The organism is Collinsella sp. LCP21S3_D3 (assembly GCF_052118305.1).
GTDB lineage: Bacteria > Actinomycetota > Coriobacteriia > Coriobacteriales > Coriobacteriaceae > Collinsella.
The window spans coordinates 1-11,314 of sequence record NZ_JBQKHK010000026.1; the positions used below are offsets into that span (position 1 = coordinate 1).

Annotated in this window: 20 protein-coding genes; 16 read left to right on the forward strand and 4 right to left on the reverse strand. The window is 68.2% G+C overall.

Annotated elements, in window-relative coordinates:
• From ACTQ1S_RS08660 to ACTQ1S_RS08670, 3 genes are all read left to right on the forward strand, one after another.
• Window positions 1-188 (forward strand): hypothetical protein (locus ACTQ1S_RS08660; RefSeq protein WP_441042220.1); only part of this gene is annotated, 188 nt, incomplete at its 5' end.
• 135 nt (window positions 189-323) lie between these two features.
• Complete coding sequence (locus ACTQ1S_RS08665; protein WP_441085560.1) at window positions 324-503, forward strand: hypothetical protein; 180 nt, start codon at window positions 324-326, stop codon at window positions 501-503.
• 1,474 nt (window positions 504-1,977) lie between these two features.
• Window positions 1,978-2,322, forward strand: coding sequence for a hypothetical protein (locus ACTQ1S_RS08670; protein ID WP_441042222.1), 345 nt, complete (start codon window positions 1,978-1,980; stop codon window positions 2,320-2,322).
• Window positions 2,323-2,649: 327 nt separating this feature from the next.
• Here the strand turns inward: ACTQ1S_RS08670 and ACTQ1S_RS08675 are convergent, their stop codons facing one another.
• Genes ACTQ1S_RS08675 through ACTQ1S_RS08685 form a run of 3 tightly spaced genes read right to left on the reverse strand, consistent with a single transcriptional unit; the run spans window position 2,650 to window position 3,796 of the window.
• Window positions 2,650-3,018 (reverse strand): helix-turn-helix domain-containing protein, encoded by a 369-nt coding sequence (locus tag ACTQ1S_RS08675; RefSeq protein WP_441042224.1) that lies wholly within the window; start codon window positions 3,016-3,018, stop codon window positions 2,650-2,652.
• Window positions 3,015-3,407, reverse strand: a complete 393-nt coding sequence (locus tag ACTQ1S_RS08680) for a hypothetical protein (protein WP_441547513.1) — start codon at window positions 3,405-3,407, stop codon at window positions 3,015-3,017. The genes ACTQ1S_RS08675 and ACTQ1S_RS08680 overlap by 4 nt, the downstream gene beginning before the upstream one ends.
• A gap of 32 nt (window positions 3,408-3,439) precedes the next feature.
• Window positions 3,440-3,796, reverse strand: coding sequence for a hypothetical protein (locus tag ACTQ1S_RS08685; RefSeq protein WP_432232227.1), 357 nt, complete (start codon window positions 3,794-3,796; stop codon window positions 3,440-3,442).
• Between the two features lie 312 nt (window positions 3,797-4,108).
• Here ACTQ1S_RS08685 and ACTQ1S_RS08690 point away from each other — a divergent pair, with 312 nt between their 5' ends.
• On the forward strand, window positions 4,109-5,251 hold the full coding sequence (locus ACTQ1S_RS08690; RefSeq protein ID WP_441042228.1) for a tyrosine-type recombinase/integrase: 1,143 nt from the start codon (window positions 4,109-4,111) through the stop codon (window positions 5,249-5,251).
• Here ACTQ1S_RS08690 and ACTQ1S_RS08695 read toward each other — a convergent pair.
• Window positions 5,248-5,487, reverse strand: coding sequence for a helix-turn-helix transcriptional regulator (locus ACTQ1S_RS08695; protein WP_441069401.1), 240 nt, complete (start codon window positions 5,485-5,487; stop codon window positions 5,248-5,250). The two genes, ACTQ1S_RS08690 and ACTQ1S_RS08695, sit on opposite strands and share 4 nt — an antisense overlap.
• 98 nt (window positions 5,488-5,585) lie before the next feature.
• Here ACTQ1S_RS08695 and ACTQ1S_RS08700 point away from each other — a divergent pair, with 98 nt between their 5' ends.
• From ACTQ1S_RS08700 to ACTQ1S_RS08755, 12 genes are all read left to right on the forward strand, one after another.
• Complete coding sequence (locus ACTQ1S_RS08700; protein ID WP_366150681.1) at window positions 5,586-5,819, forward strand: helix-turn-helix transcriptional regulator; 234 nt, start codon at window positions 5,586-5,588, stop codon at window positions 5,817-5,819.
• On the forward strand, window positions 5,816-6,604 hold the full coding sequence (locus ACTQ1S_RS08705; protein ID WP_441069403.1) for a phage antirepressor: 789 nt from the start codon (window positions 5,816-5,818) through the stop codon (window positions 6,602-6,604). The genes ACTQ1S_RS08700 and ACTQ1S_RS08705 overlap by 4 nt, the downstream gene beginning before the upstream one ends.
• Entirely contained in the window at window positions 6,601-6,795 is a 195-nt protein-coding gene (locus ACTQ1S_RS08710) for a hypothetical protein (RefSeq protein ID WP_441046701.1), read from the forward strand. The genes ACTQ1S_RS08705 and ACTQ1S_RS08710 overlap by 4 nt, the downstream gene beginning before the upstream one ends.
• Window positions 6,792-6,977 carry a helix-turn-helix domain-containing protein gene (locus ACTQ1S_RS08715; RefSeq protein ID WP_441042236.1) on the forward strand — a complete coding sequence of 62 codons (186 nt, stop codon included), beginning with the start codon at window positions 6,792-6,794 and terminating at the stop codon, window positions 6,975-6,977. Before ACTQ1S_RS08710 ends, ACTQ1S_RS08715 begins: the two co-directional genes overlap by 4 nt.
• Before the next feature lie 70 nt (window positions 6,978-7,047).
• A complete protein-coding gene (locus tag ACTQ1S_RS08720; protein ID WP_441547514.1) occupies window positions 7,048-7,797 on the forward strand; it encodes a DUF7666 domain-containing protein in 750 nt (249 codons plus the stop codon).
• Entirely contained in the window at window positions 7,794-8,075 is a 282-nt protein-coding gene (locus tag ACTQ1S_RS08725) for a hypothetical protein (RefSeq protein ID WP_441085734.1), read from the forward strand. Before ACTQ1S_RS08720 ends, ACTQ1S_RS08725 begins: the two co-directional genes overlap by 4 nt.
• A complete protein-coding gene (locus ACTQ1S_RS08730; protein ID WP_441085735.1) occupies window positions 8,062-8,187 on the forward strand; it encodes a hypothetical protein in 126 nt (41 codons plus the stop codon). The genes ACTQ1S_RS08725 and ACTQ1S_RS08730 overlap by 14 nt, the downstream gene beginning before the upstream one ends.
• Window positions 8,169-8,756 (forward strand): hypothetical protein, encoded by a 588-nt coding sequence (locus ACTQ1S_RS08735; protein WP_441547515.1) that lies wholly within the window; start codon window positions 8,169-8,171, stop codon window positions 8,754-8,756. Before ACTQ1S_RS08730 ends, ACTQ1S_RS08735 begins: the two co-directional genes overlap by 19 nt.
• Before the next feature lie 100 nt (window positions 8,757-8,856).
• On the forward strand, window positions 8,857-8,997 hold the full coding sequence (locus ACTQ1S_RS08740; protein WP_343118921.1) for a hypothetical protein: 141 nt from the start codon (window positions 8,857-8,859) through the stop codon (window positions 8,995-8,997).
• Window positions 8,994-9,674 carry a YqaJ viral recombinase family protein gene (locus ACTQ1S_RS08745; protein WP_441547516.1) on the forward strand — a complete coding sequence of 227 codons (681 nt, stop codon included), beginning with the start codon at window positions 8,994-8,996 and terminating at the stop codon, window positions 9,672-9,674. The genes ACTQ1S_RS08740 and ACTQ1S_RS08745 overlap by 4 nt, the downstream gene beginning before the upstream one ends.
• Window positions 9,671-10,552: a hypothetical protein gene (locus tag ACTQ1S_RS08750; RefSeq protein ID WP_441042249.1), complete on the forward strand. Its 882-nt coding sequence runs from the start codon at window positions 9,671-9,673 to the stop codon at window positions 10,550-10,552. The genes ACTQ1S_RS08745 and ACTQ1S_RS08750 overlap by 4 nt, the downstream gene beginning before the upstream one ends.
• Complete coding sequence (locus tag ACTQ1S_RS08755) at window positions 10,549-11,058, forward strand: hypothetical protein (RefSeq protein WP_441042251.1); 510 nt, start codon at window positions 10,549-10,551, stop codon at window positions 11,056-11,058. The genes ACTQ1S_RS08750 and ACTQ1S_RS08755 overlap by 4 nt, the downstream gene beginning before the upstream one ends.
• Window positions 11,059-11,314 lie beyond the last annotated feature (256 nt).

Below are 11,314 nucleotides of genomic sequence, written 5' to 3' on the forward strand. Positions count from 1 at the left end.
TGTCCGAGCGGCTGGGACAGCTGTCCGCCGCCGCCTGGTTCATCGACCAGGTCGGGATGCTCCGCCGCCCTGACTGGGGCCGGATGCCCCGCGTCCCGCACCGCATCCGTGACCATATTGACCCGAGCCTGTGGCTCGACCCTGATCCGGTGGACGACACGGAGCCGTCCCCTGTACGAGAGGACTAGATGATGACTGACCAGACGACGGCACCGGTGCCGGTGCCCCCGATCCCGGCTGAGGCGCGTCCGGCTATCGCTGCCCGGCGTGGCTGGCAAACCCTCTGGCAGGGTCTCGGGGTCGCTGTCCTCCTCGGTGTGCTGATGGCTGCCCCTGCTGTGCTGGGGGCCGAGTCGTGGTCGCAGGTGTGGCAGACTGCGCCTCAGTGGTCGTGGACGTTGGCGCAGGCTGCTGGGACGGCGCTGGTGGCGTGGCTGCTGCGCCGGTTCGGGGACGACTCTCATGTGGAGCTGCGTCCCCGCCACGCCGCCGACGAGGACTGATCTGCGGTGGCTGAGTGTCGAGGGCTGGATATCGGCCCCACGGTCGCGCCGTTGACGGTGCGTTTGGTGGAGGGTGACCCGGCGTCGATCGTCGCGCCCGGCGTCCCGTCCGGCGCGGTGCTGCGTTTCGAGGCCGGTCTCGACGTGTCCCCGTCGCCTCACGCCGAGGGGGTGTCGTGGGTGCTGTCCGCTGAGCAGGTCGCTCAGGTGGTGTCTGCTGGGTGGCATGTGCGTGGCGTGGCGGTCGTCCATGGGGGCGGAACCCTGATGGCTGGGCAGGTGCGTGTCATCTCCCGCTGGACTGCTGACTGTCCGCAGCAGGGGCAGGTGGTGCGGTATGTGCCGGGCGTGCCGGGTGCTACTGGACCCGCGCCGAAGCTCACTGCTGGGGGTGTCTCGACGGTCCCGTATGGCGAGCCCGCCACGGTCTCTGTGGTGGAGGCTGGCGCTGGTGTGTATCGGCTCGATCTGGGTGTGCCTGAGGGGCGGCGGGGTGAGCGCGGCGATGACGGGCTTTCCCCGGCCGTGGCCGTCGGTGCTGATGCCCGCCTCGTCATCGACGGCACCCCCACCGGCCCTGCCCTGACCGGACCCGCGCCGACTGTCACGGCTGGCACCACGTCCACACTGGCCCCCGGCCAGTCGGCGACGGTGCAGGTGCGTCAGACGGGGCCGGGTAGTTACGCGCTCGATGTTGGTGTCCCGAGAGGTGTGGCGGGTGATGGTGCGCCGGTGCCGTCCGGGCCGTGGCCTGTCACCGCGACACAGGTGGCGGCAGGCCAGCCCCCGACCGCTGCCCTGACTGGGCAGTGGCCCGACATGGCGCTACAGCTCGGGCTCCCGGCCGGTCCACCCGGGAGCCCCGGCCCGCCGGGTGCGGTGCCGACCGCCTCCGACTATCTCGTGGTCGGCCCCGGCAGGCCCGATATCCCGTCCACCACGTCCCTGACGGCGTCCCAGCTCGCAGCACTGCCGGTGGGGTGTGAGTACCGCTCCACAGACGGCGCGAGTGTGGGGGCGTGGCGGTGGCAGCGAGTACTGACGGACACCCTATGCTCCCGCGACGGGTGGCTCTGCACCGTCGGAGACACCGGTTTCCGGGACGTGGCACCACTGAGCCCCTACTACGACCGGATGAAGACGGGTGGCTCCTGGGATCGTGTGCTCATCCTGAGGCGCGTCGGCAGCTCGATCACGCTGGACTACGGTTTCCGCACCTCAACCTCGGAGTACGAGCCGATCATATGGACCTTCACCCCCGGGTGGAGAGTTTTCGCTCGCGGCGAGCCGTACTCCTACGCGAGCAGCGGCCAAAGCTTCACCCCCCTGCGCCTCAGTGGAGACGAGTTGAGGGTAGCCCCTGGGGCCACACGCGACGGTGGGGCGTACATGGGCGTTTTTAGCGGGCAGTCGCGCGACCCGTGGCCTGTCGCCCTCCCCGGCACCCCACACAACACCTGACAAGGAGATCACTATGGCAATCACCATCCACGCATCCGCTGAGGAGGTCCGGCTCGCCGAGGAAGACGCTGGCCTCGCTGACCGCATCCGACGCGCCACCCGCCTCGCAGGCATAGCCGAGGGGGAGGCGACCATCCACATGTCCCGCATCATCGGAGCCCGCATCACCGTCGGCGGCGAGCAAACCTCCCTCGCCACCCTTTACGCCTACCACTGGGGCGCGGCGTGCAAAGCGTTCTCGGGTCGCGTCCCGTCACGGAAGGCGGTCTGGGACGAGCTCGCCGCATGCGGTACTCACCCGGCACGGGTCACGGACGCGGCGATCATGCTGGCGGTGCAGGCCGTCCTCACCACCTAGACCTAACCCTGGCGCAAGCAACTGGCCCCCGCCCCCGTGGCGGGGGCCAGCTTTTTGCTGCCTCAGGCGCTAGTAGCGCGTCGTGCTCATCATCGTAGCCACTCCACCTCGAGATCGGGATCAGTCAGCATCGCCCGCCCGGCAGCGGCAGCCCACCACCCCCGAGGCCTGTCACCCACCGGGTGGCGCGACAAAACCACCGGCACCCCAGCATCCAGCATCCGCCGCACCTGCTCATCATGGCGGGCCAGCTCAGCCCAGATCAGAGCCTCAGCCCGCTCACTGATCCGATCCCGCTCAGACTCCCACGACCGCAGGCCGCCGCCGTCATCGGCTGAGGGTCCGGTACACGGTGCGTCGAGTGAGACCCGATTGGCGAGCCAGTTCCATCACTGACACCCCCCGCTGATGGGCCGCGACGATGGCGCCCTGTAGCTCGGCCATCGCCTCACGCTCCGCGATCCGCGCAGCCAGCAGCGTGGCCGCGAGGTCGGCGAGGGTGGCGTCGCCCAGGACGAGCTTCGCGGCGCCCATGAACTCCGGGGAACCCGTGCCGGGCTCCCCATCGTCGGGGATCGTCTCGCACAGTGCCGCGTCGGCGGCCAGCAGCTCGGCGCGTTGGGTCGGGGTGGCGGTCGTGTCGGACAGCCATGCGTCGAGGTCGTGCTCGGTCATCGGTGCGCGTGCGGTGGTCATGCGGTCACCCACTCGGCGCGCTGGTAGTCGTAGCGGTAGGTGACGCCTGCGGCGACGAACGTGTCGTTGCGGTAGTTGGGGTCGGCCTCGCTGGTGGCGTCCTCGTCGTAGCCGTCGAGTCCGTAGATGACGTCCCGGAACAGGCTGTCGCCGTCGTAGCCGTTGAGTTGCTCAAGGATGCTGGGGCGGCGGTGGCGCTCGACAGCGGCCCAAAACTCGGCGTCGTCGGCGGTCTGCGTCCACCGGTACTCGGTGCCCTCGCCGATGGTGTCGAGCACCTCAGCGGCGATCGCGTCGATGTCGTACTCGTCGCGGCTGGCGTCACCGGACTCGATGGGCTCGATGATCTGGCGGAGGATGGCCTCGTCGCGGGTGGTGTAGCTGGTCATGGTCTGTCTCCTGTCGTGTGGTCGGTGGTGGCTCAGTAGCCGTAGGGGTCGTCGTCGATGATGTCCGTGCAGTCGCAGCTATCGATGTGGCACTCCGTGACGGACTCGCCGCCGACCGCGCTGGCGAAAGCCTCGCCCTCGGGGGTACGGTGCGCGGGGAGGCTGTGGTAGACGATGCCGAGTTGCGCATTGGCGGCCTCCCAGAGCTGGCGGGCGAGGCCCTCGCCGCGGCGATCCTCGCGGGTCTCGATCTGCATGACCTCGGCGTCGCTGATGCTGACGTACAGCTCGGAGGCGATGCCCTGCTCGTCGGAGATCTCCCAGATGTGGTTGGCTGTGTCGGTCTCGCTGTAGTAGCTGCCGGTGCGGTAGGTGATCGTGGCGTTCATAGCGGGTTCCTTTCCCTATCTGATGTATCCCAGTATACACATGTGGGTACCGGTATGCAAGAGGGGATCGAGAAAACACCGGGGAGATTTCTTGGCCGTGCATCTAGCGTGCATTAGTGATGCGGTCCCATGCGGTCTCATGAGCACTCCTGCGGACCAATGCAGACAACGAGAAGCCCCTGACTAGGTATGTCTCCTAGTCAGGGGCTTCGACTTATTGTGCGCGAGAGAGGAGTCGAACCTCTCCGCACTGAGCGCAAATATCCGATCCTCTCGCCCCGCGTGCATCTAACGTGCACTAGTGTGGTCAGCATGGCACGCACTCGCCGAGCATTCGGCACCCTCCGCAGACTCCCCTCAGACCGCTACCAGGCCAGCTATATCGGCCCCGACGGGCAGCGTCACCGAGCACCCTCCACCTACCTCCTGCGCTCCGACGCCGAGGCATGGCTCCGCGATGAGGAGATCGCCATCGACCGGGGCACATGGATCGCTCCCAGCGTCCGCGCCCCCGAGGTCGCCGCCGTCACCCTCGCCGCCTACTGCGCCGACATCATCGCCCGACGTCAGCGCCGTGCCCGCAAGCCGCTGCGCGACTCCACCGCCGCCCTGTACCGCCGCCTCGTGCAGCAGGTCATCGCCCCCACCCTCGGACGCATCGCCGTGAGTCAGATCAGCCCCGAGGCCGTCCGTGCATGGTACGACGCACTACCCGCCGCCACCGCCACCCAGAACGGCAACGCCTACCAGCTCCTGCGCTCCATCCTCTCCGATGCAGTGGAGGATGGCCTGATCCCGACCAATCCGTGCCGCATCCGCGGGGCGGGGAAGCCTGCGCCGGCGCACCGCTCAGTCGCGCTCAGCCCCACCGAGCTGCGCACCTACCTCGCCGCCGTCCCCGACCGGTGGCGCGTCATCCTCGCGATCACCGCATGGGGGGCGCTGCGATCCGGTGAGGTGCGGGCACTGCGGCGCTGCGACATCTCCGACGACGCCACCACCATCCGCGTCGAGCGCACCGCCGCCCGCATCTCCGACCCGGACGGCGGGCGGCGGTGGCACATCGGGCCGCCCAAAACCACTGCCGGTATCCGCACAGCCCACCTGCCGCCGTCCATCGCTGAGGGGATCGCTCAGTGGCTCGCTGACTGGGATGCCCATCACCCGGACGCCACCGGCGACGAGCTGCTGTTCCCAGCCCGTGGCGGTGGGCCACTGAGCGATGGGTCCATCTACCGCGCCCATCAGCGGGGTGCACGGGCCGTGGGTCGGCCCGGCATGTCCGTCCACGACCTCCGCAAGACGGGGGCGACGCTGGCCGCTCAGTCCGGCGCGACCGTCCGCGAACTCATGGCGCGGCTCGGGCACACCACGCCGGGGATGGCGATGCTGTACCAGGTCGCCACCGACGAGCGCGACAGGGCGATCGCGCAGCGCATGGGGGAGCTGGGTTAGCGTGTCACGTCAGCGATGCGTACCTGCTGGGTGGCAGGTATCCCGCGACGCTCCCAGTTGCCGATGCTGCGCTCGGTGACGCCGAGCTTGTCTGCGAGTTGCCCCTGCGACCAGCCCCGCCTCAGTCGCGCCTCTCGGAGCTGCTGGCCGGTGATCATGTCCACCACGGTGACAGGAAAAATCGGGAAAGATTCGGGGTCATGAGGAAAGAGTAGCCGCTCAGCAGGGAAACACATCGTTGTAATTACGCAGCGCGCACCCTAGTCACTGCCAGTTTCTTGGTAGTTTAGTTTCCTTACTTGACTTCTTTCCTGTTCTTTCCTACTCTCTTCTTATGGAAGCAACCAGACTCGTGAACGGGGCAGCGGTCGCCGCTCTCCGCAACGCGGTAGGGATGAAGCAGGTCCGCCTCGCCAAGGACGTCGGAGTGTCAGGCGCATTCCTGTCCAACATCGAAGCCGGACGCAAGCAGCCCGGCCCCCAGACCGCACGCGCACTCGCAGACGCCCTCGGCGTCCCGCTCGAGGCCATCACCTACCCAGCGATTCGCCGGACGGTGGCAGCATGAGCGCCACGCTCGTCCCCTTCGCCTACGGCGATGCCACTGTCCGCGTCGTCACCATCGACGGCGAGCCGTGGTTCGTCCTTACCGACCTGTGCAAAGTCCTCAGACTCGGCAACGTCAGCATGACCGCCAGCCGCATCGCCGACGATATGAGGGGTGTCACTCAGATTGACACCCTTGGCGGCGCGCAGCAGATGACCATCGTCAGCGAGCCCGGCATGTACGAGGTGGTCATCCGCTCAGACAAGCCGGAGGCCGCGACCTTCCGCCGCTGGATCACCAGCGAGGTCTTGCCCTCCATCCGCAGGACGGGCGGCTACCGGGTCGAGTCGATCACCAAGCGCGAACTGGCGCTGATGGTCGTGGAGGCCGAGGACGCCCGCGAACTGGCCGAGCAGCGTGCCCGTGAACTCGCACCCGCCGCCCGCGCATGGTCCACCATGGTCGCCTGCGCCGGCGACTACGCCGTGGACGAGGCCGCAAAGGTGCTCTCACGCGACCCCGCGATCAGCACCGGCCGCAACCGCTTGTTCGAGACGATGCGCGAGCAGGGCTGGATCTACCGCTCAGGGCATCGCCAGCAGTGGCACGCCTACCAGTCGCAGATCGAGTGTGGACGGCTGGCGCAGAAAATGGCGTCCGGCCCGTTCCTCAACCACCGTACCGGCGAGTTGGAGCTGCCCGCCCCGACGATCCGCATCACCGCCAAGGGCTTGTCGGCTCTGCACCGCATCTTGGGTGGCACCGCTGACCTCGACTCGCTCCTGGATAGCGAGGTGGCGGCATGAACGTGCAGCGGGTTGCCCAACTCACTCAAGCCGTGACGGTGCTCACGATCTGTGCCCGCCTGCTGCGCACCGTCAGTGAGCTCGACTTCCTGTCTCAGCACTCGGCTGACTCGATAGAGGGGCTGGCTGATCTGGCCCAAAGGTACGCCGACGAAGCCGACGCTGAACTCTCTGCCGAGGTGATGTCGTGAGCGGCGACTGGATGACCCGCGCCGAGGTGGCCGACCTGCTGCGCGTCAGCCTCACCACCGTCGACCGGCTCGCCGCCGACGGGAAGCTTCGCCGACACAAGCCGTCCAGCAAGCGAAACGGGCGCGTCTTGTTCTCCGCCGCGCAGGTCAACCGGCTCATCACCAGCTCCAAGACGCGCTGACCCCACCAAACAGATCGGCCCTCACCGCTGACACGGCGAGGGCCACGTACCCCAGGAAGGGGCACATCTCATGACTGATCCTATTACTGTCACCACTCAGGCCGAGCTGGACGCCGCTATCGCCGCAGGAGCGCGGGTCATCGACATCCGCTCCGAGCCCGGCTCATACATCACGGTCAGGGCCTGCGACTCAACCACGGTCACGGCCTGCGGCTCAACCACGGTCAGGGCCTACGGCTCAACCACGGTCATGGCCTGCGACTCGGCCACGGTCATGGCCTGCGACTCGGCCACGGTCACGGCCTACGACTCGGCCACGGTCGCGGCCTACGGCTCGGCCACGGTCAGGGCCCACGACTCGGCCACGGTCACGGCGAGACCTCGGGTCGCTGTCCACTGCCACTCTAGGCGCGCCTCCATCGTAGGAGGCGTCATCATTGACCACACGCAAGAGCCGACAGACCCGGACGCATGGTGCGCCTACCACGGAATCGAGGTCGCTGACGGTGTGGCGACCGTGTACAAGGCCGTCGGGGACAACTGGATCAGCCCGCACGGCACCAGCTACGCGCCCGGCACGCTCCCGGAGGCCGCCGACTGGCGCGACGACAACGACTGCGGCGGGGGGCTGCACTTCTCGCCCTCCCCGGCGGAGGCGACCGCATATCACCGAGAGGCGACGCGCTGGCTCGCGGTCGGGGTGTCTGTCGCTGACCTGCGCCCGATCCTGGGCGACACCCCGAAGTGCAAGGCACCCCGCGTGGCGACACCCTGCCGACCCGTCACGATCGACGGCGACCCGATCGAGGTGCAGTCATGAGCCATAAACTGCTGGCGCAACTCGCCGAGGTCGACGCCTCGACCACAGCGATGGTAGAGGCCAAGGCGCGCCTCGAGTCCGCCATCGATGGCCTGGAGCTGGCCAAGGTCTGGCCCTACGGCGACATCTACATCGATGGCCTGGAGCTGGCCAAGGTCTGGCCCTACGGCGACGGTTATAGCTACGGCACTGGCGACGGCACTGGCTACGGCTATGGCGACGGCACTGGCGACGGCAACGGCGGTGGCGACGGCGACGGCAGTGATGACGATGACTGACCGCAACCACACCGCCGAGGTGCTCATACTCGCCCTGATCATCATCACCTCTTGCCTGCTCGTCTTCGCAGCAGGCATCTACGGAACCCCAGATTGGAGCTGGCAGCTATGACTGACTACCTGACCGACGAGATGGTCGAGTCCGCCGCCGGTTGGATCGCTCGCCGCCGCGCCCTGCTGGACGCCGCACCCCCCGCACCTTGGCGCTACAGGGAGGGAGCAGAAGGTGACCCCACCAATGGCCCCACCTACACCGCCATTGAAGCCGAGCACCCCGAGGCTGGCTGGTCGCCTATCGCGACTGGCGATTACGACGCGTGGAGCGGTTGCGGCCTGATTGCCGTCGAGGATGCAAGCACCGCCCTACCGAAGGCGCTCGACGCGCTGGAAGCGGTACTGCGGGAGCATCCCCGCGTCGGCATCTTCGAGCCATGCATCCCGGGTGAATGCGATGACCACGAGGTCAACCACGACCACATGGAGACCGACGGGGGCGAGTGGGTGCATGTCGATGAGCGCGTGGGATGGGCTTGCACGATCTGCCGCTACGACGATGGCGAGCCCTTCGATTGGCCATGCACCACGGTCCGTGTAATCACGGATGCGCTGGGGGTCGCGACGCTCACCGAGCCGATGCGTGCCGCCGGGATCGACTTCGCCGCGCTCGGCGGTGCGTCATGACCCGCCGCATCGTGCTCGACATCATCGTGCCCGTCATCGCGGTCCTGCTGTCCATCGGCGTGGTCTGCGTCGGGCTGTGGCTCGGGACGGAGGTCCGGTCATGAGCGCCTGTATTGAGCCGGACGCCTGCCCCCACGACGGCGAGATCGACGTGGAGACCTACGGCTGCAATGCGTGGCGGGTCTGCGGCGACTGCGGCGAGATCCTCGACTCCGCTGCATGGTGGGAGGCGGGACTGTGACCCTACTCTGCACCTACCCGCCGAACACGCCCGAGTGGCATGAGGCGCGGCGCTGGCGGATCGGCGGCTCCGAGATCGCCGCCGCCTGCGGACTGTCCCCATGGACCCACCGCGACCAGCTCATCGCCGACAAGATCGCCGGCACTGTCCACCCCCAGACCCCGGCGATGTGGCGCGGCACCATGCTCGAGGCTGCTGTCCTCGGCATGGTCGCTGAGCGGCGATCCCTCACCACCTCATGGCCCACGCCTCTCATCTACGACGACGCGATGGCGGGCACCCATGTGCATCCCCGCCACGACTGGGCGCTGTACAACCCAGATGCGGTCACCACAGACGGGGTGCTGGTCGAGGCGAAAACCGCCGACCGGCGTGCCGTCCTGACCGGTGACGACTGGGACGACCCCCACCGCCCCGCGCACGCATGGGGACGGGCCGGTACCGATCGGGTGCCGATGCACTACCTGTACCAGGTGCAGTGGGGCCTCGGCATCCTCGGACTCGACCGCGCCATCCTCGCCATCCTCGCCGCCGGTGAACGCGGCTTCGATTTCGCCACCTACCCGATCCGATTCAACCCAGCCCTGTTCACCGCACTGATGCGGGCCGGGCAGCGCTTCATCACCGACCTCCACGCCGCACGAGACGCGGCCACCACAGGCAGGACAGCAGCATGACCGGCACCGAACTGGCAACCATGCCCCAAAAACTCGAGTACGCCCGCACCCTCGCAGACGGGAACCTGCTCCCCAGGCAGTACTACAAGCAACCCGCGAACGTGCTCATCGCGATCGAGTACGGGGACGCGCTCGGCATCCCGCCTATGCAGGCCATCAACTCGATCCACGTGATCGAGGGTAAGCCGACCGCGTCGGCCGACCTGCTCGCCTCACTGGTGCGCCGGGCCGGGCACAAGCTGCGCATCCGCGAGGAGGCCACCGAGCATGGCCCGGTCGTGACCGCCACCCTGATCCGCGCCGACGACCCCGACTTCGAGTTCACGTCCTGCTGGGACAGGACGAAGGCGAAGGCGGCTGGACTGTCCGGCAAGGGCAACTGGTCCAAGTATGAGGGGCAGATGATGCGCGCCCGCGCCATCACCGAGGTGTGCCGCATGGGCGCATCCGACGCCCTGTACGGCGTCATCTACACCCCCGAGGAACTGGGGGCCGGCACGCCACCGGAGCGGGTCACGGTCACCCAGCAGCAGCCGACGCCTGACCCGGCCCCGACCAACGTCGATGCTGCGATGGAGGCGTTGCGCGGCATGGCTGAGCCGATGCTGAGCACCGAGCAGACCACCACCATCGGCGGACTCGTCAAACAGGCCGGGCTCACCAAGAGGCAGGCGCTGGACTTCGCCGTCGAGGCTGTCGGACATCCGCTCACGTCCGCGACCGACCTGACGGAGACCGAGGCTGCTGCCGTGATCGCTGCCCTTACCGAACTGGTCGCCGCCGAGGCTGCTGTGGCGGAGTCGCTGGCCGATCCCGACACGGGCGAGGTGTACGAGGCGGAGCTGGTGCCCGACGCCGAGCAGGAGGCCACGGCATGACCGTCGTCATCCCTACTACGAACCCCGGTGGCTACACCGGCTGGGGCATCGCCACCGAGCGCGGGGGCGTCGAAATCTGGCAGCGAGACGCCACGAACCGCGCACACTACCGCGAGATCGTCATCCATTTCCGCCGCGACCACGACCAGCGCGTAACCCACGAGCAGGGCACGACGTGCGAGCTGTTCGACTGCGGCTCCCACGGCCAGCACGGCGACCGCCGGCATCGGTTCTTTGACTACGACGGCGACAAGCGCCGCATCGAGAGCGACCTGCGCGAGATCGTCGCCGCCTGGTTCTCCGACCACAAGCCGCACATCTGGCGCGACACGCCGGACCACTGGGTGTGGCGCTGCGACTGCGGCCACATCGGACGCTGGCGACCCACCCACGCCGCCGCGCTCCGTGAGGTCAGCGACCACCTCGCGCACATGGCCTACCTCGCCACCGATGAGGGAATGCGCGCCACCTACGCCAACCGGGTCGAGAGCGCGGTGGCCGTATGAGCACCACCCGAGTCGCTGCCGGGGCGGGTGACGACCGCCGAGCCCCCGCCCCGGCAGCCTGCTCCGCCCTCCACATCCTCACCGGCGCGATGGGACTAGACGACCACCGCCAACCCATCACCCCACGACACCTGTACCGACACGGCCGCTGCACCCACTGCGGCCAGAGAGAGGACCAATCATGAGCACCAACACCATCACCATCTGCGGCAACCTGACGGACGCGCCCGAGGTCCGCTTCACTCAGGCCGGGGCC

Coding starts and splice junctions, on each gene's coding strand:
- ACTQ1S_RS08665 (WP_441085560.1), top strand. CDS start 324: ATGGCTGCCCCTGCTGTGCTGGGGGCCGAGTCGTGGTCGCAGGTGTGG.
- ACTQ1S_RS08670 (WP_441042222.1), top strand. CDS start 1,978: ATGGCAATCACCATCCACGCATCCGCTGAGGAGGTCCGGCTCGCCGAG.
- ACTQ1S_RS08675 (WP_441042224.1), bottom strand. CDS start 3,018: ATGACCACCGCACGCGCACCGATGACCGAGCACGACCTCGACGCATGG.
- ACTQ1S_RS08680 (WP_441547513.1), bottom strand. CDS start 3,407: ATGACCAGCTACACCACCCGCGACGAGGCCATCCTCCGCCAGATCATC.
- ACTQ1S_RS08685 (WP_432232227.1), bottom strand. CDS start 3,796: ATGAACGCCACGATCACCTACCGCACCGGCAGCTACTACAGCGAGACC.
- ACTQ1S_RS08690 (WP_441042228.1), top strand. CDS start 4,109: ATGGCACGCACTCGCCGAGCATTCGGCACCCTCCGCAGACTCCCCTCA.
- ACTQ1S_RS08695 (WP_441069401.1), bottom strand. CDS start 5,487: ATGTGTTTCCCTGCTGAGCGGCTACTCTTTCCTCATGACCCCGAATCT.
- ACTQ1S_RS08700 (WP_366150681.1), top strand. CDS start 5,586: ATGGAAGCAACCAGACTCGTGAACGGGGCAGCGGTCGCCGCTCTCCGC.
- ACTQ1S_RS08705 (WP_441069403.1), top strand. CDS start 5,816: ATGAGCGCCACGCTCGTCCCCTTCGCCTACGGCGATGCCACTGTCCGC.
- ACTQ1S_RS08710 (WP_441046701.1), top strand. CDS start 6,601: ATGAACGTGCAGCGGGTTGCCCAACTCACTCAAGCCGTGACGGTGCTC.
- ACTQ1S_RS08720 (WP_441547514.1), top strand. CDS start 7,048: ATGACTGATCCTATTACTGTCACCACTCAGGCCGAGCTGGACGCCGCT.
- ACTQ1S_RS08725 (WP_441085734.1), top strand. CDS start 7,794: ATGAGCCATAAACTGCTGGCGCAACTCGCCGAGGTCGACGCCTCGACC.
- ACTQ1S_RS08730 (WP_441085735.1), top strand. CDS start 8,062: ATGACGATGACTGACCGCAACCACACCGCCGAGGTGCTCATACTCGCC.
- ACTQ1S_RS08740 (WP_343118921.1), top strand. CDS start 8,857: ATGAGCGCCTGTATTGAGCCGGACGCCTGCCCCCACGACGGCGAGATC.
- ACTQ1S_RS08750 (WP_441042249.1), top strand. CDS start 9,671: ATGACCGGCACCGAACTGGCAACCATGCCCCAAAAACTCGAGTACGCC.
- ACTQ1S_RS08755 (WP_441042251.1), top strand. CDS start 10,549: ATGACCGTCGTCATCCCTACTACGAACCCCGGTGGCTACACCGGCTGG.